The sequence below is a fragment of the Diplocloster hominis genome, from assembly GCF_032380655.1.
GTDB classification, from domain to species: domain Bacteria; phylum Bacillota; class Clostridia; order Lachnospirales; family Lachnospiraceae; genus Diplocloster; species Diplocloster hominis.
Map to the genome: position 1 here is coordinate 160241 of NZ_JAWDIY010000006.1, position 23054 is coordinate 183294.

At 49.1% G+C, this 23054-nt stretch carries 22 protein-coding genes; 15 read left to right on the plus strand and 7 right to left on the minus strand.

Features of this window, described 5'->3' with window-relative positions; all coding sequences use genetic code 11:
- Positions 1 to 131 precede the first annotated feature (131 nt).
- Positions 132 to 2141, minus strand: a complete 2010-nt coding sequence (locus tag ABC831_RS07850) for a BglG family transcription antiterminator (protein ID WP_343247659.1) — start codon at positions 2139 to 2141, stop codon at positions 132 to 134.
- A gap of 64 nt (positions 2142 to 2205) precedes the next feature.
- Here ABC831_RS07850 and ABC831_RS07855 point away from each other — a divergent pair, with 64 nt between their 5' ends.
- From ABC831_RS07855 to ptsP, 7 genes are all read left to right on the plus strand, one after another.
- Entirely contained in the window at positions 2206 to 2376 is a 171-nt protein-coding gene (locus ABC831_RS07855; RefSeq protein WP_343247660.1) for a hypothetical protein, read from the plus strand.
- Between the two features lie 106 nt (positions 2377 to 2482).
- A complete protein-coding gene (locus tag ABC831_RS07860) occupies positions 2483 to 3202 on the plus strand; it encodes a ribulose-phosphate 3-epimerase (RefSeq protein WP_343247661.1) in 720 nt (239 codons plus the stop codon).
- Positions 3203 to 3243: 41 nt separating this feature from the next.
- A complete protein-coding gene (locus tag ABC831_RS07865) occupies positions 3244 to 3735 on the plus strand; it encodes a PTS sugar transporter subunit IIA (protein ID WP_343247662.1) in 492 nt (163 codons plus the stop codon).
- On the plus strand, positions 3722 to 4819 hold the full coding sequence (locus ABC831_RS07870) for a fructose-specific PTS transporter subunit EIIC (RefSeq protein WP_343247663.1): 1098 nt from the start codon (positions 3722 to 3724) through the stop codon (positions 4817 to 4819). Before ABC831_RS07865 ends, ABC831_RS07870 begins: the two co-directional genes overlap by 14 nt.
- Before the next feature lie 90 nt (positions 4820 to 4909).
- A complete protein-coding gene (locus tag ABC831_RS07875; RefSeq protein ID WP_343247664.1) occupies positions 4910 to 5245 on the plus strand; it encodes a PTS fructose transporter subunit IIB in 336 nt (111 codons plus the stop codon).
- A 14-nt stretch (positions 5246 to 5259) separates the two neighbouring features.
- Positions 5260 to 5541: an HPr family phosphocarrier protein gene (locus ABC831_RS07880; protein WP_343247665.1), complete on the plus strand. Its 282-nt coding sequence runs from the start codon at positions 5260 to 5262 to the stop codon at positions 5539 to 5541.
- The gene (gene ptsP / locus ABC831_RS07885) at positions 5538 to 7238 is read left to right on the plus strand and encodes a phosphoenolpyruvate--protein phosphotransferase (protein ID WP_343247666.1); all 1701 of its coding nucleotides are present in this window, start codon (positions 5538 to 5540) and stop codon (positions 7236 to 7238) included. The genes ABC831_RS07880 and ptsP overlap by 4 nt, the downstream gene beginning before the upstream one ends.
- A 267-nt stretch (positions 7239 to 7505) precedes the next feature.
- On the opposite strand, the gene ABC831_RS07890 is transcribed toward ptsP, so the two are convergent.
- The 6 genes from ABC831_RS07890 to alsK all read right to left on the minus strand — a co-directional run bounded on the left by ABC831_RS07890 (position 7506) and on the right by alsK (position 13348).
- Complete coding sequence (locus ABC831_RS07890) at positions 7506 to 8528, minus strand: hypothetical protein (RefSeq protein ID WP_343247667.1); 1023 nt, start codon at positions 8526 to 8528, stop codon at positions 7506 to 7508.
- On the minus strand, positions 8518 to 9078 hold the full coding sequence (locus ABC831_RS07895) for an RNA polymerase sigma factor (protein ID WP_343247668.1): 561 nt from the start codon (positions 9076 to 9078) through the stop codon (positions 8518 to 8520). Before ABC831_RS07895 ends, ABC831_RS07890 begins: the two co-directional genes overlap by 11 nt.
- A 278-nt stretch (positions 9079 to 9356) precedes the next feature.
- Positions 9357 to 10427, minus strand: a complete 1071-nt coding sequence (locus ABC831_RS07900; protein WP_343247669.1) for a LacI family DNA-binding transcriptional regulator — start codon at positions 10425 to 10427, stop codon at positions 9357 to 9359.
- A 360-nt stretch (positions 10428 to 10787) separates the two neighbouring features.
- On the minus strand, positions 10788 to 11606 hold the full coding sequence (locus tag ABC831_RS07905) for a glucose-6-phosphate isomerase family protein (protein WP_343247670.1): 819 nt from the start codon (positions 11604 to 11606) through the stop codon (positions 10788 to 10790).
- 17 nt (positions 11607 to 11623) lie between these two features.
- On the minus strand, positions 11624 to 12280 hold the full coding sequence (gene rpe, locus ABC831_RS07910; protein WP_343247671.1) for a ribulose-phosphate 3-epimerase: 657 nt from the start codon (positions 12278 to 12280) through the stop codon (positions 11624 to 11626).
- A 147-nt stretch (positions 12281 to 12427) separates the two neighbouring features.
- Complete coding sequence (gene alsK, locus ABC831_RS07915) at positions 12428 to 13348, minus strand: allose kinase (RefSeq protein WP_343247672.1); 921 nt, start codon at positions 13346 to 13348, stop codon at positions 12428 to 12430.
- 340 nt (positions 13349 to 13688) lie between these two features.
- Here alsK and ABC831_RS07920 point away from each other — a divergent pair, with 340 nt between their 5' ends.
- From ABC831_RS07920 to ABC831_RS07955, 8 genes are all read left to right on the plus strand, one after another.
- Positions 13689 to 14669, plus strand: coding sequence for a 1-phosphofructokinase family hexose kinase (locus ABC831_RS07920; RefSeq protein WP_343247673.1), 981 nt, complete (start codon positions 13689 to 13691; stop codon positions 14667 to 14669).
- A 24-nt stretch (positions 14670 to 14693) separates the two neighbouring features.
- Positions 14694 to 15755, plus strand: coding sequence for a sugar ABC transporter substrate-binding protein (locus ABC831_RS07925; RefSeq protein WP_343247674.1), 1062 nt, complete (start codon positions 14694 to 14696; stop codon positions 15753 to 15755).
- Between the two features lie 154 nt (positions 15756 to 15909).
- Positions 15910 to 16878, plus strand: a complete 969-nt coding sequence (locus ABC831_RS07930; protein WP_343247675.1) for an ABC transporter permease — start codon at positions 15910 to 15912, stop codon at positions 16876 to 16878.
- A 22-nt stretch (positions 16879 to 16900) separates the two neighbouring features.
- The gene (locus ABC831_RS07935; protein ID WP_343247676.1) at positions 16901 to 18421 is read left to right on the plus strand and encodes a sugar ABC transporter ATP-binding protein; all 1521 of its coding nucleotides are present in this window, start codon (positions 16901 to 16903) and stop codon (positions 18419 to 18421) included.
- Positions 18421 to 19401 (plus strand): ABC transporter permease, encoded by a 981-nt coding sequence (locus tag ABC831_RS07940; protein ID WP_343247677.1) that lies wholly within the window; start codon positions 18421 to 18423, stop codon positions 19399 to 19401. The genes ABC831_RS07935 and ABC831_RS07940 overlap by 1 nt, the downstream gene beginning before the upstream one ends.
- A gap of 56 nt (positions 19402 to 19457) precedes the next feature.
- On the plus strand, positions 19458 to 20252 hold the full coding sequence (locus ABC831_RS07945) for a DeoR/GlpR family DNA-binding transcription regulator (protein ID WP_343247678.1): 795 nt from the start codon (positions 19458 to 19460) through the stop codon (positions 20250 to 20252).
- A 34-nt stretch (positions 20253 to 20286) separates the two neighbouring features.
- Positions 20287 to 21765, plus strand: coding sequence for a rhamnulokinase (locus ABC831_RS07950; protein WP_343247679.1), 1479 nt, complete (start codon positions 20287 to 20289; stop codon positions 21763 to 21765).
- A gap of 294 nt (positions 21766 to 22059) precedes the next feature.
- Positions 22060 to 23034, plus strand: a complete 975-nt coding sequence (locus tag ABC831_RS07955; RefSeq protein WP_343247680.1) for a sugar phosphate isomerase/epimerase family protein — start codon at positions 22060 to 22062, stop codon at positions 23032 to 23034.
- The last annotated feature ends 20 nt before the right edge of the window (positions 23035 to 23054 follow it).

The window sequence follows — 23054 nt, forward strand, 5'->3', positions numbered from 1 at the left end:
AGGGGACATGTCCAAATCGATTTGGGACATGTCCCTTTTGTGTTCTTTTTGATTGATTGAAATGGACATGTCCCAAACCGAAATGGACATGTCCCCCGCTGTCTGTCCCCCGCTGTCCCCCGCCATATCTGCTAGAAGAAGGAGAGGAAGGTTTCGTAAAAGGCTTCCGGGCCTGGCTGTTCCCTCAATTCATTCATCATATCATCTTCATTGGTGATGTCTACAAAAATCGAAAAAAAATCATCCATCTTAATATTATTTCTTTCTAAATCCTCTAAATTAAAGGCATAGACAAAGATCAGATCAACTTCTGCGTCGTCCCAGGAAATCGGGGAAGCGAGCCGGGCGATGGATAACGCGGACCTGTGGACCTGCTCACTGTCTCCGTGGGTGAATACCAGGCCATTTCCGATGTAGGTGCTGCATATGGATTCCCGGGAGAGTACCGTATCATAAAAAGCTTCCGTGACTTTTCCGGATGTTTCCAGAAGAGTGCAGAGCTTTTTCAGTATTTCATTTTTGTGACTGGGGTGTACACCTGTAAGAATGCCGGAAGGATGCAGCAGGTAATGCATAGCCGCTCTGGTTCTGGTGTTCTGATTCTCGCGTTCTGTAATTTCCAGCATGACCTTCTGGACGGTGTCGATGTCGTCGGGGGTCAGGATAGAATTCACCTGTATCACGGTTTTACCGGAATGGGTAACCGGGCAATTGGAGATGACAAAGTCATAAGCGCTGCGGTGGTAAGGCTTCATGTCCAGCTGGTGAAGGGGCAGGACATCGATCAGGGAGAGATTCGGTATATTCTTTTCGATGACAGCGTTTAAGAGTGCGATTTCGCCCAGGCCGGTATCGCTTTTCCATGCGGCTATGGCCCTGAGGTGGTTGGCGGTCCGTTCAAGAGCGGCGGCGAAAAATAGGACCAGGCAGCAGCTCTCTTCCTTGTTCAATTCCACGTGAAAGTAGTGGTTGAACAGAAGGTTCGTGGACCAGATAATGGCGAACAGTCTGGAATACTGCTTTCTAATGGTATCATAAGGACCTTTGCAGGAGCTGAATCTGTACCGCAGACGGCCTACTGCAGAGGGGATGTAGTGTACCAGGTCGTCGTACAGTTTCCGGTCACTGGCGATACGCCTGTTCAGCATATTGCTGGTCCTCTCCAGCAGCTCATCCAGAAAATCCCGCAGCAATGGAGTGACGATGCTGTAACGGTAATCTGCATTCAGATATTCCAGGTTGCTGCACAAAAATAAGGATGAGATAAAGTGGGATTCCTGAGGCGGTAGTTTTATATGGAAATTGTCCTCCAGAAGTTCGATAAATTCCTGGCTCAATGCATAAGCCGGAGTGGGTTCGAAACCGGACTCAGAAAAAGACTCCGGGTATTCCACAAGGTGATGCTGCCGTACCCGGTACATGGATATGGCCAGGTAGACACACACTCGTTCAAAGGAATAATCGATAAGGCGGACTCCCTGCTCTTTCTCAAAACGAAGAAGCATATTTTTAATTTTGCAGATGTCTAGACCCGGGAACAGTCCCTCCAGGATCTCGACGGAGACTACATCCATAGAAGACACGGGACTGGCTTTGATCCGGGAAGAGCTGATCTGGTATCCGTGCTTTTTTAATTGCTGATATAAAGTGGCCGCTGCGGTTCTCCACGCGTACTCCCTGCAGGTCAGAGCAAGACCGTTGGGCGATCCTTTCTGAATCGTTATCTGATATTCTGCCAGTACATTTTCCGCCGTATTTAACAGATGATAGGCGGTGGGACGGCTGATAAAAAGAAGATCCGCCAGTCTCTGCATGCTTAAGGTCTGCGGGGGAGAAAAGAGCAGATGGTAAATGAGCAGGAGAAGGCGGGACTTTATATTGGGATCTGTGGATAAACTGAAGGGCAGATGCGCTTTCAATAATGTGCGGATGTCCTCTTTTTCCAGAAAAAACCGGTTGGAGGAGTCCCTGTGAAAGCTGATCTGATACTGATCGTCCAGATAATTGCTGATAAAACGCATATCATTGCGCGCAGTACTGATAGAGATACTGTAGGCGTTGGCGATTTCCGGATAGGATAAAGCTGTTTGCCGGGAAACGAAATGTTTTAAAAGCCTCTGTTGGCGTGTTGTCAGATTCATGAGCAAAAGCCCCCATTTCTGTTCAGACTGTTTCTATTATGCGGGTTACAGGCGTGCAGATTCTATGGATAGGGTAGTTGATAATCCAATCATAACCTGTTTATATCAGGAATTCAATCGTCTGGCTGCATGGAAAATTGAAAAAAACACGGAAAAGCATACGCAAATTGAGAATTTTGACGTCAAAATGCTCGATATGAATGCTGAAATTACAGGAATGAAAGAAGTAATGTAAATATATTTGAAAAATATTGCATTATATTTAGAAACTATGCACAATCCCAGATGATATGATCTTAATGCAACCGCAAAACAGAACCACTCTGAAAGGAGGATGCTACATGAAACATATTAAAATTTCAGCCGGTATCGCCCATTTTGACTACTCAAGACTAGGGGCAAATATGAAGGAAGCTATGGATGCCGGCGCGGACATTGTCCACGCCGATGCGGCCGATATGGTGGAGCTCCCCATTAATCTTCAACTGATGGGCGGTCCTCAGATCATTGAGGGATTCCGCAAGGTGACGGATAAACCCATCGAATGTCACTTCTACACTTCGGAATGTGATAAGATATTCATAGACAGAATCGCGGAAGTGGGATGTAATATGCTGATTCTTCCGGCGGAGCGGTTTATCGGAGCCACCCTGGCTTATCGGATGGAATGGTGCAAACGGCTGGGAATGAAGATCGGCCTTACCATCGGCTGTTATACTCCTCTTTGTTTTCTGGATGAAGCCATCTATGATATTGACCGTCTTCATATCGTCACGCATGGGACATCGAATACCGACGGGAAAGATAACTGGTACTGGAGAGAATCCGTACTGGATCTGGTACAGCGGGCGAGAAAGATGATCGATGAGAAAAATCCGAAGTGTGAACTGGCGATAGACGGCGGTATCCGAACGGATAATGTGGAACCTCTGATCGAGTGTAACCCGGACGTGGTGATACTATCCACTGCGATTTTCAGAAATGACAAGGGAATCACCTATGCAGTGAAGGAATTCCGGGATATCCTGGACCGTCTCTCTGAAAAATATAACCTGCAATAAAGGCAGGGCCGGCTGAACCGAAGCACATAAGGAGGACTTCTATGAAAATTCGTGAGGTGATCAATAAAAACACGGTAAATCTGGAACTGGAAGCCGGTGACAGAGACAGTGTAATCCGGGAGCTGGCTAAAATGCTCTATGATAACGGATTGGTTCAAGACCTGGAATGCTTTATACAAAGTGTGCTGGAACGGGAAAAGATCTGTTCCACCTACAGCACGTCGGAGCTGGCGGTGCCTCACGGGATCAGTACATCGGTAACTAAGGCCGGACTGTGCTTCGGCCGCTTGACTTCTGCTATCGACTGGGACGGGGATCAGGAGACACCGGTAAGGTTTGTCTTTCTGATAGCTATACCAAAAGTGGAAGAGGAAGCGGTTATTAACCGGCATCTGGAAATGATTTCCTCCATAGCGGTCTCGGCATTGCGGGAAGATAATTTGGAAATATGGGGTAAAGTGAAGGACACAGAAGAGTTTCTGGCCACGCTGGAAACAGCGGATGGGAGGGAAAATCAGTATGGCAGGCAATGATCTTACGTTTGAATTTGAAAATGTGGAAAAAACGAAAAAGCAGATTGTGAAAGATATATTTTCCAAGCCTTTTGACCATTTGCGCTCCGGGATATCGTATATGCTCCCGTTTATACTGATCGGAGGAATTATTACCGCGGTCAGCTCGATCAGCAATATCTCAGATGCTCCTATATGGCTGACGGTTGCGTCGGTCGGACAGGTGGGCATGACCTTTTTTATACCAATCTTTGGAGCTTACATAGCATTTTCCATTGCGGATAAGGCGGGTATCGCGCCCGGATTTATCTGCGCTTATTTGGCCAATACCAACGGATCGGGTTACTTAGGAGCGCTGCTGGCCGGATTCCTGGTGGGATATGTGGTGGCGTTACTGAAAAAGCTGATCAAACCCAATAAGATTCTGCAGGGGGTATGGGATTATTTTGTCCCTGCGTTCTCGACCCTGGTCGTGGGCCTGTTCATTGTTTATGTCATTAACACGCCGGTGGCCCGTTTTACGGACTATATGGTAGCGAAGCTCTCCGGTATGGATGCCGCGCAGGGAGGGATAGCCGGACTGGTTCTGGGCGCGCTGGGCGGAGTGGATTATGGCGGCCCCATCAGTAAGATCGGGACAGCGATCATGTTCGCGGGATTTGACAAGGGAATCTATCTGTTCGTAGGCATTGCGATCGCCATCGCCATGGTGCCGCCGTTTGGTTTTACGGTGGCGGCGTTCATCGCTCCGAAACTATTTACCAAGTCTGAGAGGAGATATGCCAGAACATCCTGGCCCATCGTTTTGATCGGTGGTTTTACGGAACTGGCGCTTCCGCTGGTGATCAATGATATTATCCGGTGCACCATTGCCAGCTTCCTGGGCTGCCTGGCCAGCGGTTTTCTGGCCGGCTTCTTGGGCCTGGAATTAAGCGTCCCGGCACTGGGACTGGCTTCCTGGTTCTTTATCAGCTCGGTCCCGGTATATGCACTCTGCGTGGCGGCCGGCGCTGCGGTGACGGCGGGATCGCTGATCTTTCTTCGGAAAATCTGGCCCAGGAAGAATTTCGATCCGGACAGCGACGATGAGGTTATGAGCCTGTAGTTTCGGTGCTTTGCCAGCAGGGCTGTAGGGAAATAAATAAGTTATACCGGAAATTCTATTTCCCGGAAGCCCCAAAAGGAGGTAGTATGTATGAAACTGGTTATTATCACTTCCTGCGTGGCAGGAGTAGCACACAGCGAAATGTGTGCAGCTGCGTTGAAGAAAGAAGCGATCGCCCGCGGTCATTCGGTACGTGTGGAAATGCAGGGAGGGTCTAATCTCTCGGATATGCTTCCAAAGGAGATCTGTCAGTCGGCAGATGTGATCCTGATCGCTTATGCCATAGCTGTGGCTAAGAAAGAACGGTTTGAAGGGAAACCGGTGGTAAAGGTTCCGATCGGTCAGGCCATTCGGCATATTAAGCAGGTTATGGATAAAGCGGAAGAAGTGTATGAGCAGACCATAGAAAAAGATATGGGTGATTGAACTTGGAGGTAAATATGGTTAGCGCAACGATTGAAGTTAAAAATAAATCAGGTCTGCATATGAGGCCGGCTTCGGAACTGTCTAAGATAGCGAGAAAGTGCGGGTCCAATATTATTATCCGGTCTGGGGAAAAGCTGGTGAATCCCAAAAGCATCCTGGTTCTGATGAGCGCGGCAATCAAAAAGGGTACGGTTGTGACCGTGGAGTGTACCGGCGAGACAGAGGAGCAGGATTTGGAGATAATACTTCGGGCCATTGCTTCCGGCCTGGGCGAAGGGATGGATGAGACGGCGTGAAGATATGGAATTGCGGTAAAATCGCTTCAGAAGGTTATGCGTTGGGACCAGCATTCCTCGTTCGCCGGGAAGAGAGGGCGGTTCGAAAGGATAAGATCAGGGCAGATGAGATCGAGGGTGAAATCCGGTGTTTTGAACAGGCGGTGGAAACGGGCAGGGAGCAGCTGCAGAAACTGCTGGAAGAAGCGCAAAATGCGGTCTCTGATCAGGCAGGCAATTCTGATATTTTTGCCGGACATCTGGATATACTGACGGATTGTGCACTCTATGAAGAAGTTACGGGAAGAATTCGTCAGGATCTGGAAAATGCCCAGAGAGCGCTGCAGCTTTCAGCAGACCACTACGCGGGCTTATTTGAAACAATGGATGATGCGTATATGCGGGAACGGGCGGATGACGTCAGGGATGTGACACGCCGACTGATGCTGATACTTCAGGGAACGGAAGAAACCGCCTTTGATGCCTTGCGGGAGATATCCGTGGTGGTGGCCAAAGACCTGACACCGTCGGATACCATTCGGATGAACCTGGAGCTGGTGGCCGGCATCATAACTGAAAACGGCGGTATCACAAGCCATGTGGGGATCATAGCCAGGAACAGAGGAATTCCTTGTCTGGTATGTGCCGGACCTGACATCCGGGAAATCAGAGATCGGGATCTGATCCTTTTAGACGCGCAGCGGGGAAGGATCATAACCTCGCCGGATCAGAAGGAGAAGGAGGTGTTCCTGCAAAACGAGGCCGAATACCGGGAAATGCGTAAGAAAGCAGAAGAAAATGCAGCGCTGCCCTGTATTACCATGGATGGAAGAATAATCTCCATCTGCGCGAATGTCGGCAGCCGGGAAGAAGCCGAGCAGGCAGCGGCTTACGATGTGGATGGGATCGGCTTGTTCCGCAGTGAATTTCTCTATATGCGGCAAAGACGATTTCCAACCGAAGACGAGCAGTTTGAAGCCTATCAAAGCGCGGTACACTGCATGAAAGGCAGAGAAGTAACGATACGGACGCTGGATATCGGTGGAGATAAAGAAGTCGATTATTTTCAGATACCGGAGGAAGATAACCCATATCTTGGCTGCCGCGCTATCCGGATCTGTTTAAACAGGCCGGATATCTTTAAAACACAGCTTCGGGCCATACTAAGGGCCAGCGCATATGGACGGGTAAGAATCCTGTTCCCGATGATCACATCGCTGGAAGAGCTGGAAAAAGCCCAGGCAATCCTGGGCGACTGTAAAGCTGAATTGACAAAGGAGGGGCAGCCTTTTGATGAAGGGCTGGAGACAGGAATTATGATTGAGACGCCCGCGGCCGTATTGCTGGCCCAGGAGCTGGCCTCGCGGGTGGACTTTTTCAGTATCGGTACCAATGATCTGACTCAGTATATGCTGGCCGCAGACCGAGGTAACCCGGCGGTGGCTGCACTATATAACCCCTTTCACCCTGCTGTGCTTAGAAGTATACAGCATGTAATCCGTGCAGGCCATGCGCAACATATTCCGGTGGGCATGTGCGGCGAGCTGGCCGGCAATGCTGGGGCGGTCCGCTTATTGTTGGGGATGGGGCTGGATGAATTCAGCATGTCGGCTTCCGGCTCACCCCGCATCAAGCAGGAACTCCGGGCGGCCAGTTACGAGAGCGCGAAGGCTGAGGCTGCGGAAGTGCTGGAAAGTCCTTACACTATATCAGGCTGAGTTGGACTGATATAGTGTAAGGACTGATAGGGACATGTCCAAATCGGAAGGGGACATGTCCAGATCGGAAATTGACATGTCCAAATCATAAGAGAAATGTCCAGATCAGAAGGGGACATATGCAGATCAGAATGGACATATCTAAATCAGAATGGACATATCTAAATCAGAATGGACATGTCCCAAATCAGAATGGACATGTCCCAGATCGGAATGGACATGTCCCAAATCAAAATGGACATGTCCCCGTTAATGTCCCCCTTAATATCAAGGCGTCTTAAATCCTTTTACAAAATCCATAAGCTCCCCTTTTTCTATAGCCGAACTCTCAATATAATAAGACAGCTGGTTATATGTCTCCTCAAAGGGTTCCCGGCTATCCTTAATCCCTGCCGCCGCATTGCGCTCCGACCGGCCCAGATCCATGAGGTTCACTGCGGTGACAACTGGAATGTCCCTGGTCATCCCCAGAGAATAATAAGAACCATTCTTCCGGCTTTCGTCACAGATTAACAGGGCCTGATTATAGCCGTCCAATTTCAGCTTTTCGCTGTAGGCAGTGTCGGGAGCTCCAAAAGAAACATTCCAATCGGCAGCGGCCAGACTAATTGTCATTCGTATAAATTCCCCGGAGCTGTTGACATAACCAACATAGATATCCTGAATATTTTTCTGGTATCCGTCCGGCAGCTTCAGTGTCTGACGGATGGTTTTATCGTGTTCCCCTTCTATGGACAGACTTTCAGAGGGAATATCCAGCATGCCCGGATCCACATAGAACTGGATGACAGCCTCTTCAAACTGATAACCGTCCGGCAGCCGGGTGGGAATGGAGTAGGGAATAGCGCATGGAAGCAGCAGATCCAGAAGCGTCTGTTCGCTATCCGTTCGAAATACACCACAGGCCGCATTGGAGCTGCTCTGTCCATCCTGCAGATGGGTAACAATACTCACTTCCCCCGGGGCCAGCGCAGACGGCGTAAGAGACATTTCCTGGGAGACAACGCTGCTGAATTCCGAATCTTCGCCGTCCGCGGTACTCTCAAGTGAGGAAGAAGCTCCATCATTCACGGAACCATCGAACCGGAAAGACTTCCATTCGTAATAAGTCCCGGCGCCAATCAGACCGAATAATCCAAGCAGGACAGCCGCCAGGATAATAAATGACTTTCCGGCAAAGCGGCGGGGGGGTCGGATGCGATCCGCCAGGGCAAGTGAAAGATCATACTCCGGAGTGCATACCTTACTTAACTGTTCTTTTATCAATCGTTCATCCTGATCAAATTTCATGTTGACTCCTCCAATCTGCGATACTGCTTTCTTCCTGCCGGTTATCCTTCCTGAGCAGTCCGGCCAGCTTTTTCCTGGCGCGTTCATACCGTTTTCGGGCAGCGGACTCTGTTATTTGATGGATTTTGGCCAGCTCCCGGTAACTTCTCTCTTCCATAACCCGCCCATAGATCAGAGAACGCTCCATGGCCGATAACCGGCTGAGCGCTTCGAACAGCTCGTCGCTGATCCCGGTATGCGGTTTATGCGAATCGGCAGCGGGGGTAAAGAAAAATAGTGTTTTCCGGCGGATAGTATCGATACAGGTGTGATATGCGATCCGATACAGCCATGCCGACAGCGATGTACCGTTCCTGTACTTCCGGCGGTTTTCATATGCTTTAAGAAAGGTTATCTGCACAGTGTCCTGCGCCTCGTGATAATCACACAGGATATTGTGGCAGTAGCGTAAAAGCGCCTGACCATAGACTTCTATAGCGAGACTTAATTCCGCTTCGCCGCCGTCGGCAAACGTTTGATCCAATAAATCTTTTTCCTGCAGTAATTCCATAGTTACACATCCTTTATTTGCGGTACCGCTGATTCGTTACACCTTAATAACGCAGAGAAAACGGAATTTGTGACATAAGAAATGAAAAGTAAGAGAGATTTCCGCCTATTTCAAAATTCCAATTCCGCCGCTGCGCACCCGCCTGGAGGTTTTTTATTAAATAGGAGCGATTCCCATTGTATAAAAAAATCCGTCTATTCCCTATGTAATAAACGGATTTTAAAATCGCAGCAGTCAGCCATTCCAATTCCCTTATGGCCAGCCGGCTCACGCTGTCTTTACTTCAAAAACTGATAAGTCAGTGTTGGATCAAAAATATAATCATCGATCGTTTCCTTTAAAACAATACGTGGCTGAAGCATCAGGTGCTTTTTGCCGGGCAGGATACCCTGCAGCAGATAATCCGCCAGCAGCATCAGACTGTGGTAGGCCTGGGCGGAAGGATTCTGATATATAACAAAGGTACACAGATCTTTTTTTGTCAGTGTACTAAGCTGCGGGGTCACGTCAAAACCGCTGACGACGGGCCGCGGGATATCCGGATGTTTGTCCAGATACCAACCCACTCCGATCGCACCGGGAGAACTGGTTGTATAGACACCGCTGATTTCCGGATTCTCACGGAACATTTTTTCTGAAATCTCCTCTGCCAGCTGGTCGCTGTCCAGATACTCAAATTCCCCTGCAACCGTAATTCCAGGATAATCTTCTGAGATTTTATCAATAAATCCCCGCATACGTTCTGTGTGGGCATCCACCGAATGAAAGCCAGACAGACAGCATACCGATCCCTTATCTCCCATGATTTTCCCCATCAATTCGCCGGAAATCCTGCCGGCCAGATAAGGGTCCACCCCAACATGAAATAGCCTTTTGCTCCCTCTTACATCAGAATTGAAAGTGGCCACGGTTACACCGGCATCCGCCAGACGATTGATATATGGAATCAGAGCACTGCCCCCGGCATTTAAAACAAACCCGTCATAGTCCTCGGGTTTTAATTCATCCAAAAGCGGCAGCTGACTCTCTGGATTCAAATAATCACATCGAAAGGCCCGGATATCCACATTATAATCTGTCAGAGCATGAGTAGCCTGTTCCACACCTGCCGTCATCTCATCGAAAAAATAGGTTGGATATTTTGGATACAAGATTCCCAAATGGAGCTGTTTGTTCCTGCTCAGATTACTGGCCAGTTTATTGGGCCGATAACCCAGCTCATCTGCGATCTGCAGGATCTTCTGCTTTGTCACCTCGTTAATTCTGCCCCGGCCATTCAACGCACGGTCCACCGTGCCGATCGAAGTGTCTGCCAATTCCGCAATCTGTTTTAAAGTTACTTTTTTCATAACCCAATTCCTCTGCTCGTTTCTCTATAGATTGTAATATGCCCCGGGAGGGTTGGCAAGCGGTAAATTTGGAGAAATTTCAACGGGGCAGCGGGATGGGGGGCTGGGGGAAGGGCCGGGATGCCAGGGGAGGCAGGCAGACTTTTAGAACCGGGGGATAATCTCGCGGGGACAAATCACTTCGGCCAGACCTAAGAACCGTTCCAGGCCCTGCGGGGTTCTCCCGCCTTCTGCGTAAGCCGTTCTAAGGTCTGGTCTCAAGTGATTTGTCCCCGTGAGATTATCCCCCGGTTCTAAAAGTCTGCCTGTCTCCCCTGGCATCCCGGCTTTGCTGCAGGCCCCATGGGGGTTAAGGGAGGTCTACAGTGTCTTGAGAAGGGAGAACATAGCCTCTGTAGCGGCGGCGGGATCATTCAGGTAACTGTACTTCTGAGGATTTTTGAGGAAGGAACGGTAGATGGGGACGTTCTTTTCCAGGCCGCATACCGCGGAATCCGTGGGTACTGTCAGGCGGGGTTCACAGACAAATTCATAGCGGGGATTTTTCTCGATCCGGAATCCGCCGTCGGGAGTCCGAAAGGCGTAACAGCACATGCCCGCGTGGCGTTTTACACTGTCGTAGTAGTTGGTGCTGTGACAGGATACCAGGTTTATGAATACCATGGTTTCTGCTCCTATGTTAATCGTGCAGTGTCCGTAATCAGGGGGGATTACTACGGACTCGCCGGCCTCGACTTTGGTCAGGATGACATCCTGTACCTGCATGCTGCCGTCTTCTTTCCGGCAATCGTCTACTTTCTGCATGACGAACAACGCGGTGCCTTTTATTACCTGGTATAGCTCCGGATAGCTGATGGACTGTCCGGGAATCGGCATGTGGAAATGTCCGGCAGTTTTCTTGTATTCTCCTCCGGCGGTTCCTTCGATGATCACCGTGCTGTCATAGCGCAGGTCTGTGGACTGGAATATTTCTTTGGTGCTGTCTTCCACAATCGCTTTGTAAAAATCGTAATAGGGATTGTCTTCGACCTTGTATGTAGCGTCGGCTAAAAGTCCGAACATTCCTTTTGAGTATTTACGGGAATAGTCCTCGTAGTGGATGGTATCGCTGGCCGGAACCAGTTTCTTGCTTTCCTCGCAGAATTGGATGGGCATGCCGAACATTTTCAACTCTTTCATGGATTAGTGTCCCCCTTCTATAAGTTCTGATATTTTGAGATTACTTCGGGATACTCGGACGGATCGTGACAGAACAGCCCGGAGGATCCGAGAACCAGTACATTGGCGCCGGCTGCCACCAGCTTGGGAGCGGTCTCTTCTTTTACCTGACCGTCCACCATGATGTCCACATCGTAACCTGCCTCTGTGAACATGCTGCGTATAGCCGAGATCTTCTCGTAGCTGGTGGGGATCAGGGTCTGGCCGGCGAAACCAGGATCTACGGTCATGACACAGACCAGATCGATAAATTCCAGCATATATTTGAGCTGACTGATATCGGTGGCGGGATTGATGGCGATACCTGCTTTTTTGCCCAGAGCGCGGATCTGCTTCAGGGCCCGGATCGGATGCTCCAGTGTCTCGATGTGCAGGGTAATAATGTCCGCGCCGTGGTCCGCGCAGTACTGAATGAATTCAGTCGGATTGGTGACCATGAGATGTACATCCATGGGGGTGTCGGATACTTTGCGGATGGCGGCCATCAGATCACCGTTCAGGCAATAATTCGGAACGAAATGGCCATCCATAATGTCAATGTGATAAAGATCCACATGCGCCTGGTCCAGCGCTTCCAGCTGGTGCTTTAAGTCCATCATGTCAATGCACATAACGGAGGGAGATACTTTGTTCATAAAAAACAGTCCTTTCTGAGAGAGTTCATTTATTACTGGAAATTTCCACCTCATTATGGCATAGAAGAATACGTGTGTCAAGAAATAAATGACCGAATAATATTAAAAACAACATAAAATGTGACCGATTATGTGCAATTGGAAAAATTATGAAATGAGATTCCACATGTAAATTCCGGCGCCGGATACACCGCTGAACGGGTCATCCATTCCGCGGATAAATTGGAGGTTTTGTTCCGGGTAAGGTTTGCGGGTATGAAAATGAATCCGGTCCAAAAGCTGCTCGTAGGGAAAATTTTTCATGCGGATTACGCCGCCGGATAACAGGATTTGATCAGGGTCCAGGATGTTGATTTCCGTTGCGGCGGCGATGGCAATATTGTCCACATATTCTTTTAACAGATCGGAATCCGGGTAGTATCCGAAAAGATCTTCCATGTCTGCTTCAGGATAGTGTTCCCGGTGTATTTGCTCCAGCCTTTTGCCGGCACAGTAGAGTTCCATGCATCCCTGGTTCCCGCACGGGCAGGGATCTTTTTTGGCCATCACCGGAATGTGGCCCAGTTCTCCGGACACTCCGTTTTTTCCATCGAGAAATCGGCCGTGGATATAGAGTGCGTTTCCGAGGCCGGTGCCGACATAGAGCGCGATCACGCAGTCAGAGCCAAAGAGATCAAAGGCCTGCATGTCGTTTGCCAGCAGCAGGATAACGTCATGCTCTACTATGACAGGGATCTGGAACTGTCTTTTTAGTGCTGCGCCGATATTCTGATTGGTGATCACCGGCAGATTCGGACAGGAGAAAACAGTCTGCTTCGACTTGTCGACGGTTCCGGGAAATCCCAGACAGATCCCTCTGCATTTGCCCGCCGGTATTGTTTCCATATAGGAGGAGAGAAAGGAAGATATGGTATCGGCCGGCTGGCCGGAGCCGAATAATTTCCGGCTGCTTTCCCGCCTGCAGTTGCTTAACTTGAAATCTTTCGTAATAGTTCCGATCCGGAAATTCGTGCCGCCGATGTCGATGCCGATTACATAATCAAAACTGGAAAATGAAGAAATTTTCACTGGAAATACCTCCTTTAAATGTAACGTTTGACTTGAAGCATAGCACGTAAAAATCTGAAAAACAATGCAATCAAATACATTTGACAAAGTTCGTGAAATATGATAAATTTAAGAAAAGCGTAAACGTTAACGCAAAGATCGTGGAAATAACAAATTTATTAAAAATGCACAAAAACGGGCATAGCGCCATAGGAAAAACGGGCTTAAATTGCGTAAAATGACCGAATCAACAGAAAATGCAAAATAAATATTGATTTTTAACCCAATATGCGCTACAATAACCACACAAACAAAAAACAAAAATGTGGATTTAGTTGTTTGGTAAGGAGAGAGCGCAACCGTGATTTGTACATTAACAATCAACCCGGCTATTGATAAGCTGCTGTTTGTATCCAGGTTTCAACGGGATAATACGAACAGAATCGTACGCTCCATGGATGTTCTGGGCGGGAAAGGTACTCATGTTTCAACCAACCTTCGTATTCTGAACTGCGATAACCGGGCTTACGGGATCGGCTTCGGAAAAACCGGCCATAAGATTGAGGACATGTTAAAAAGCCAGGGCGTGGATGTGCGTTTCCTGCACTACGAGACCGGGGAATCCAGAACCAATTATGCACTGATCGAGGAGAACCATAAGTGCAGCCTGATCACCGAGCGGGGAGCTATTATCAGTTCCGGAATATGTGAGAAGCTTCTGAATATCCTGGAAGAATCTCTGGAGGACGGTGATGATCTGGTTTTGTCCGGGGATGCTTCCAACACGGAGATACCGTACATATATAATGTGATTATGGAGCGGCTGGCCGCAGGCGGAAAGAAAATACGGATTTATCTGGATACCAGTTCCGGGAATCTGATCCGGGGGATCGAGAAGAAACCGTTTCTGGTAAAACCAAATGTGGATGAATTGTCCCAGGTCGTTGGAAAGGCTATTACATCGGAAGCGGATATCCTGGATGGGATATTTCAGATCGCTTCGAAGGGGATCGAATGCGTCGCGGTATCCAGAGGCGGGGACGGCTCCATTGTAAAGTACAGGGATCTCATCTATCAGGTGGATGCTCTTAAGGTGGATGTGAAGAATACCATCGGCTGCGGGGACGCGTTCCTGAGCGGAATGGTGTACGGATTTTCCCGGGAAATGGAATTTGAAGAGATACTTAAGCTGGCTACCGGAGTCTCTGCGGCCACCGCGGAATCCGAGCTCACAGTGGGGTTTGATTATGAGCGGGCTATGGAGCTGAAAGGGCAGGTCCGGATGAAACGGCTTACGGTACACAGAAACGATGGAAAAGAACAATTACGTTCTTTTTTATAAAAATCAGGAAAAGGAGAAATAGGTATGAGAAAGAGAATGGTAAGTATCCTGTTGGCATGTACGATGGTACTCACTATGGTGGGATGTGGCACGAAGGAAGCGGCGGCTCCGGAGCCGGCAGCAGAACCTGCAGCCAGCGAGGCTCCCGCGAAAGCGGCGGAAGATGACGCTCAGGCGGCTAAGGACGCTGCGGGGAGCGGTGAAGACATCATGATCGGTATTTCCATGTGTGCGATCGAATCTCAGATGTGGGCGGAGTACCAGACTGCTATGCACAAAAAATGTGACGAACTGGGCGTAAAATACACGGAAGTTATTGCAGAAAACGACGTTCAGAAACAGAACCAGCAGATTGAGAACCTGATTTCCAGCGGCGCCAATGCGATTATCATTGCTCCGGCAGACGGCGAGGCCGTAGTTTCCGCGATCAAGAAATGTAATGAAGCAAATGTACCGGTTATCATGGCAAACCGGGCAGCCGGTGAAGGCGCAGAAGTTGCCGGAACGGTTACCTCGGATAATATAGCTATGGTAGAAAGAGAAATGAACTATGTCATGGATCAGGCGAAAAAAGACGGCAAGACTTACAAGGTGATCAAGCTTGTAGGCAGCCTTACCGACGTAAATGCCATCGCCCGTGACACCGGATTCAAAAATGTGGCGGACGCCAATAAGGACATCTTCGACGTGGTAGCTGAAGTTCCCACTGAGTGGAAGGGTGAACTGGCCCTGTCAGGAGTCTTGAGCGCATTTGAAGCAAACCCGGATATCAACATGATTTTCAGTCCTTCCGATGCATTGCTGCCTTCGATTATCTCCGCGTTACAGCAGATCGATAAATTCTATCCGATCGGCGATGAGAAACATGTGACCATCGTAACCTTCGACGGTGCGAAAGACGCAGTGGATCAGATTAAAGCAGGCTATGTGGATATCGTTTCCGTTCAGGATGCCACGAATCAGGGTACTCTGTGTGTGGAAGCTGCTGTAGCGGCTGCCAAGGGGGAACCGGTGGAAGGTCTGGTAGATCCCGGATTTGAAGTAACTCCCGAAAATGTAGACACCGTAGGATTTGCAGGCTATTAATGTCCTCCTTTTAGAAACGGATATCAGATAGAAAAGGGCTGCTGCGGGGAGGCTTTCCTCGGACAAGTGCGTGGGAAGCTTTTCCGCAGCAGGTTTTTTATTTGTTTCCGAAGTAAGCGGACGGAAATCCTAAGTCAGATAGCGAGGTTTGATTATGGAACGGGTGAAAAAGATTTATGAATCGGTAGATGCGATTGTCTGGTTCATTGTGGTTTTTGTCATTGTGGCATTGATCTTTGTACCAAATTTTGCTACCGAGAGTAATATTACGAATATATTCAGCCAGGCCTGCGTTTTGCTGACCGTTGCCTGCGGGGTTCATTTCTCTGTGCTGAACGGAGGAGTGGATTTTTCTTCTACCTCTATTATCGCTTTAACCTGTGTGGTGGGCGCTTCTATTATGAGCACTACTTCCGGCCTGCTGGCCGGCAGATGGTATGCGATACCGGTAGCTTTGCTGGCAATGTTGCTGATCGGCCTGATTTTTGGTGTTATTAATGGATTTGCGGTGACCAGATTTAAAATGCCGTCTTTTATTGTGACGATGGCGACACAGATGATCGGCAGCGGACTGGCCGTGGTCTACACCGGGGGAAGCACGATCTCCGGACTGCCGGATAGTTTTACGATACTGGGAAACGGTAAGATATTTGTGATTCCCTTCGCGTTAATACTGGCGCTGCTGGTGGCGGTGGTGACCCACCTGGTGTGCAGCAAGACTTTATATGGCAGGCAGCTCTATGCGACAGGGACGAACCCCAAGGCTTCCGTTATATCGGGCGTGCCTGTGAAGAAAACGATCTTTAAGATCTTTATTTTCAGCGGTGTCTGTTCCGCGGTTGCCGGTATTATCATGATGGCTCAGATGGAATCCGGCGCGTCCAGTTACGGAAGTACGCTGTTTATTGATATCATGGGCAGTATCATCGTCGGCGGAACCAGCCCGGCAGGCGGCGTGGGCAAGATCCCGAATACGGTGATGGGTGCGTTTCTGATCATTTTAATTAATGTGACTTTAAACTTGTTAAATACTCCATACTTTATCATTACGATCATAAAAGGCGCCATTATCCTGGTGGCCGGCGGTGTGGCGATATTAAAGAAGCGGAACGAAAAGGCGTAAACAAGTATATCATAGATTGGAAGTGAACAAGTTGGCTGAAAACCAGAACTACATACTGCAATTGAAGCAAGTTACCAAATCTTTTGCTTCGGTACAGGTGCTAAAAGATATCACCATTAACCTGAGAAAGGGAGAAATCCTCGGGCTGGTCGGTGAAAACGGAGCGGGAAAATCTACACTGATGAATATTCTGGGCGGAATCTATCAACGGGACAGCGGAGAGATATACTTAAATGAAGCAAAGTTCGAACCGGTTAACCCAAAAGTTTCTCAGAATGCGGGTATCGCTTTTGTACATCAGGAATTGAATCTTTTTACGAATCTGACGGTATTTGAGAATCTGTTTATTACGGACATGGTCAAGAGCAAGGCGCATACCATCGATAAGAAAGCCATGAAAAAGATCGCGGCGGAGAAGCTTTCGGAACTGGGGATCGAAGATTTCGGTGTGGATGAGATCGTAGGGAACCTGCCTATGGGACAGCGGCAGCTGATCGAGATCACCAAGGCGATTATGAAGGATGCGCAGATTATTATCCTGGATGAACCCACCACCTCCTTATCCAACAAGGAGAAGGTAAAACTGTTTGATATCATGCATCTGCTCCAGAAACAAAATAAATCGATTATCTTTATTTCCCATATTCTGGAAGATGTGTTTGAGCACTGCGACGAGATCTCCGTGCTGCGGGACGGAGAGATCATCTCTCAGAACCGTACATCGGACATCAGCACCAACGAGGTCATTAAGCAGATGGTGGGACGGGAACTGAATAAGATCTATCCGACCGTGGAAAAGGAAATCGGCGGGGTGGCTTTTGAGGTTAAGAATATCTGCCAGGAAGGGCGGTTCGAAAATATCAACCTTCAGATCAGGGAGGGAGAGATCGTAGGACTGTTCGGACTGATGGGAGCGGGACGGACGGAACTGCTGCGCTGCCTGTTCGGAATCGATCCGATCACGGACGGCGCCCTGATCTATAAGGGGCAGGAGATCAAACCGATCACTCCGGAGAACTGTATTAAAAACGGGATGGCGTTTATCACGGAGAACCGCAGAGAAGAGGGGCTCCTGATGACCAAGACCGTGAAAGAGAATATCGTGCTGGCGAACTTAAAGGAGATCGCGGCATCCTTAAGCTTTATCAACCGAAAAGAGGAGCAGCGGGAGACCGAGGAGATGGTGAAGGAGCTGAATATCAAAACCTTCGATCCGGCCCGTCAGACGGTGATCAATCTCTCCGGCGGCAATCAGCAGAAGGTGGTATTCGGGAAATGGGTATTGCGGAAACCTCAGATCTTCCTGCTGGATGAACCTACCAGAGGCGTGGATGTGGGTGCGAAATACGAGATTTACAGTATTATCAATGATCTGGCGAAAAACAAATCAACCGTACTGTTAGTTTCCTCTGAGATGGAGGAGCTGATGGGGATGTGTGACCGGATTCTGGTCATGAGCCATAACGTGCTTACCGGCGAGCTTCACAGAGAGGAATATACACAGGAACTTATTATGGAAGCCGCGATCGGAGGTGGGAATTAATGGAAAATTCACAGTCAAGAAAAGGAAAAGTTTTAAGAGGAAAGTTTGTGGACCTGTTTTGTTCCTACGGCTTGTGGATCATCTTTATTATACTGCTGGCTTATTTTGCCATTCAGTCGCCCAAGTTTTTGACACTCAGCAACGCGGTCAATGTCCTGCGCCTGTCCTCCACACTGGGAGTCGCGGTGGTCGGTATGTTCTTCGTACTGATTACCGGCGGAATTGATATTTCGGTTTCCGCCAACATGTATTTTTCAGCCGTGGTGGGAACGACACTGTTGAATAACCTGGGAGTGCCGCTGCCGCTGTGTTTTGCGGGGGCCTGTATAAGCGGCCTGCTGATCGGGTCGATCAACGGATTCTTCGTGGCGAAGCTTAAGATGGTCCCGTTTATCACCACGCTGGCAACCTACAGTGTGGCCAGGGGTTTAGGACTTATGTTTACGAACCAGCAGATGCTCTTCCTGGACAGCGTGGTTATGAAATTTTCGGGGGCAAAATTATTTGGAATCCCGCTGATCGTCTATATGTTCCTGATCGTTGTGCTGCTGGGACATTTTATCCTGACCAGAACCCAGTACGGGCGGCAGCTGTTTGCCTGCGGGAACAACCTGGCCGGTGCGAATAAGCTGGGGATTAACGGAACGAAAACCGTATTTATAGCCTATCTGATCTGCGGCGGACTGGCCGGTATCGCTGGAATGATGAATGCCTGCATCTTAAGCGTAATCAATCCGAACTTTGCCATCAATGACGAATTCGTGGTTATATCTTCAGCAGTTATCGGAGGAGCCAGCCTGTTTGGAGGAAAAGGGAAAATATTGCCGGGCGCCATTATCGGTATCGTTATGGTGCAGGTAATCACCAACGGCCTGACGATTACAGGAGCTTCCGCCTATGCGTTTACGATATTCAGAGGAATTATCATTTTTATCGCTGTTATGATGGACAGTATTAAGTTCAGCGGCGAAATTCGGTAGGACAAAGTATTCGTTTTATGCTATGCTGAAAGAAAAAGCGCGGAAGGTGTTGCAGGATGTTAGAGAGAAAGTATAACATTGAACGAAAATCTGAAGTCTTGAATTTGTTGGAGGAACAGGGAAAGGTAAATGTCAATCAGCTGTCGGATCTGTTAAACGTATCCAAAGAGACGATCCGAAGGGATCTGAAGGAAATGGAGGATTCCGGCCTGATCCGCCGTACCCACGGCGGCGCGGTACTGTCCGACACTTCCAAAGGAGTGAAGGAGTATCCCTATCTGATGCGGGAAGTCCAGAATTATATGGAAAAAGACCGCATCTGCAGGGAAGCGGCCAAGACGATTCTGGACGGTGACACCATATTTATCGACAACAGTTCATCCACATTGAATATGATCCACCATATCCATAAGGATTACCAGGTGACGGTGATCACCAACTCCATCCGTCTGCTGCTGGATGCCTCTTTAATCGAGAATTCCAATCTGACGCTGATTTCCCTGGGTGGTGTGTTCCGGGCGAAGAATTTCTCGCTGACCGGTATTATGGCGAATGAGTGGATCAATAATTTCAGACCCAATAAAGTATTTCTCTCCTGTTACGGGGTATACGAGGGAGAGGGATTCACAGACAGCAGTATCTATGAGATCGATGTGAAACGGCTGATGATGGAGAAGGCCCAGAAGGTGTATGTGCTGGCGGATTCCACCAAGTTCGGGAAAAAGGGAGTGGTATTCCTTTCCGATTTTTCGAAGGTGGATTATATCGTCACAGACCGGGAGCTTTCGCCGGATAAAGCCAGGCTTATCGAATCCCAGGGAACCAGAATCGTGGTGGCCAGGGAGAATTAGAAAGCAGCCGCATCGATGAGTGCGGAGGAATGATATGAAACAGATAGCATTTGATTTGGGTGCCAGCAGCGGAAAGGTGATGCTGGGAGAATTTGATGGAACATCTCTCACCACAGAGGTCATTCATCGGTTTCCTAACCGGCAGATCTGCGTGAGTAATCATCTGTACTGGAATTTCCTGGGGATCTATCAGAACCTCACGGAGGGGCTTTGCAAAGGCTGCGCTGCGGCCGGTGAGCCGCCGGTGAGTATCGGAATCGACGCGTACTGCAACGATTTTGGGCTGATCGGCAGAAACGGGGATCTCATCACTCAGGTCAGATGCTATCGTGATTTAAGGATGGCCAGAAACGAGGACGCGATCTACCGCATCATGTCCAGGCGGGAACTTCATGATCAGAACGGGAATCAAAATGCGCTGTTTAACACGCTGATCCAGCTGGCGGCTATGCGTCTGGAAGGAGACGGGTTCCTGCTGGAGCAGTGTGAGACCCTTCTGCATATCCCGGATCTGCTCACCTATTTTCTGACGGGACAGCGGCATTCGGAATACACGCTGGCCAGTGTAAGCCAAATGTTCCGGTGGGAGACATCGGACTGGGACCCTAAGATTCTGAGCCGGTTCCAGATTCCTGCAAAGCTGCTGGCTCCCATTATTATGCCGGGGACGGTGGCCGGCGTCATGACCAAAGAAGCAGCGGATGAGATCGGAGTGCCCCGCATGAAGGTGACGGCGGTGGGAGAGCACGATACGGCTTCTGCGGTGGCTGCGCTTCCGACCAATGAACCTCATGTGGCATACATAAGCAGCGGAACCTGGTCCCTGATGGGGGTGGAGATCCCGGAACCGGTGATCAATGCGCAGACCTACCGGTACAACATCGCCGTCGAAGGCGGTGTCGGAGGGCGGTACCGGATGCTGAAGAACGTGATGGGCCTCTGGCTGATCCAGGAATGCAGGCTTGAATACCTCAAGATGGGGATTGCATATGAATTTGCGGAACTGGTGGAAATGGCCGGAAGGGAAAAGCCTTTTGTCTCCCTGATTGACCCGGACGATGAAGCCTTCTATATGCCAGGGGATATGCTTCACAAGATCCGGGATACCTGTATCAGAACCGGACAGCCGGTGCCGGAGACACCGGGACAGTTCATCCGGGTCATCGAAGAGAGCCTGGCTCTCAAATACCGCTGGGTGATGGAAACTCTGGAAAAAATACTGGGGTACCGCATCGAGTCCATTTATATTCTGGGTGGAGGCGGCAAGGATACGCTGCTAAACCAGCTCACTGCCAATGCGTGCGGACGGACCGTCTATGTAGGTCCGCAGGAGGCGGCGCTGACGGGGAATTTTCTGATGCAGCTGCAGGCGGCCGGGGCGATCGGGAATCTGGAACAGGGCCGGGAGATCATAGCCAGGTCCACACAGATCGCGGTATATGAGCCACAGGATCAGAAGGCCTGGGAGGAAGCATACGAATATTTTTTGACACTCCTGCCACGATCGGAATAGATCGAGGGTGACAGGGCGGGTAGTTATACGCTATTTTCGGGAGTTATGTAAACCTAAAAAGGGACACCAAAAGGGGACATGTCCATTTCGGTTTGGGACATGTCCAAATCACAAAATCAGTATCCAATATGGTTTCCGGCCGGCAGATCAGGATCAACAATTATTCACCTTATATATTTCGGAAGTAACTGCTAATTGAAGATCAGCTATTTGAAAGATCAGCTAATTAAAAGATTTCTATTATTGAAAGTAACTTTTTAAACCATTCTAAATACAAATCAGGAGGAAAAGAGTATGGCACTAAAATATGCTTGTATAACAGGATCATTAGGAAACCGGGTAGACCGCTTTATGTCAGGAGGCTACAAGGAAGATAACACAGCGGCCGACAGAATCGAGGGGCTGGCAAAAACAGGTGTGGTGGAAGCACTGGAGCTTTGCTACGATCCGGACGGCGATGAGAAAGACCCGGTGGAGATTCAGGCTCTGGCGGACAAATACGGATTCAAAATATCCGGTGTCAATGCACCGCTTAACGGAGATAAGCGTTTTGGTTATGGATCTCTTACGAACACGAACCCGGAATACCGGGCGCTGGCTGTTCAATATTGTAAAGACACCGTAGATTTTGCCAAAAAGGTAAACGCGGAGTTTGTAAACATCTGGATGGGAGAAGACGGTTTTGACTACGTGTTCCAGACCGATTATACCAGACAGTGGAATCTGATGGTGGAAGCGGTACGCGAGATCTGCGATTACGCACCGGATATGAAGATCGCGCTGGAATTCAAGCTTCGTGAGCCGAGGAACCGCTGTACTCTGGATACAGCCGGAAGTACTCTTCTGCTGGCAAAAGACGTGGACCGTAAAAATGTAGGGCTGACCGTGGATCTGGGCCATGTGTTCCAGGCACAGGGAAATGTGGCTCAGGTAGTGGAAATGTGCGCAAATCACGGTATGCTGTATAATCTGCACATCAATGACAATTACAGCGCGTGGGATGATGATATGATGCTGGGAAGTGTCCGCTATACAGAATATATCGAGCTGTGCTACTCCCTGAGAAAAATCGGATATGACGGCTGGACTTCCGTGGATATCTTCCCGTTCCGTGAAAATGGTTTTGCGGCTGCGGCAGAAAGTATCCGCATGATGCAGACCTTCGACCGGGCGGTGGATCTGATCGGCTATGAGAAGCTTACGGAATGTATCAACGGCACGGACGCCACCAAAGTATTCGGCATGATCCGGGAAGCGGTATTTAAATAAGGAGAGTGGTAGTTTTGAGA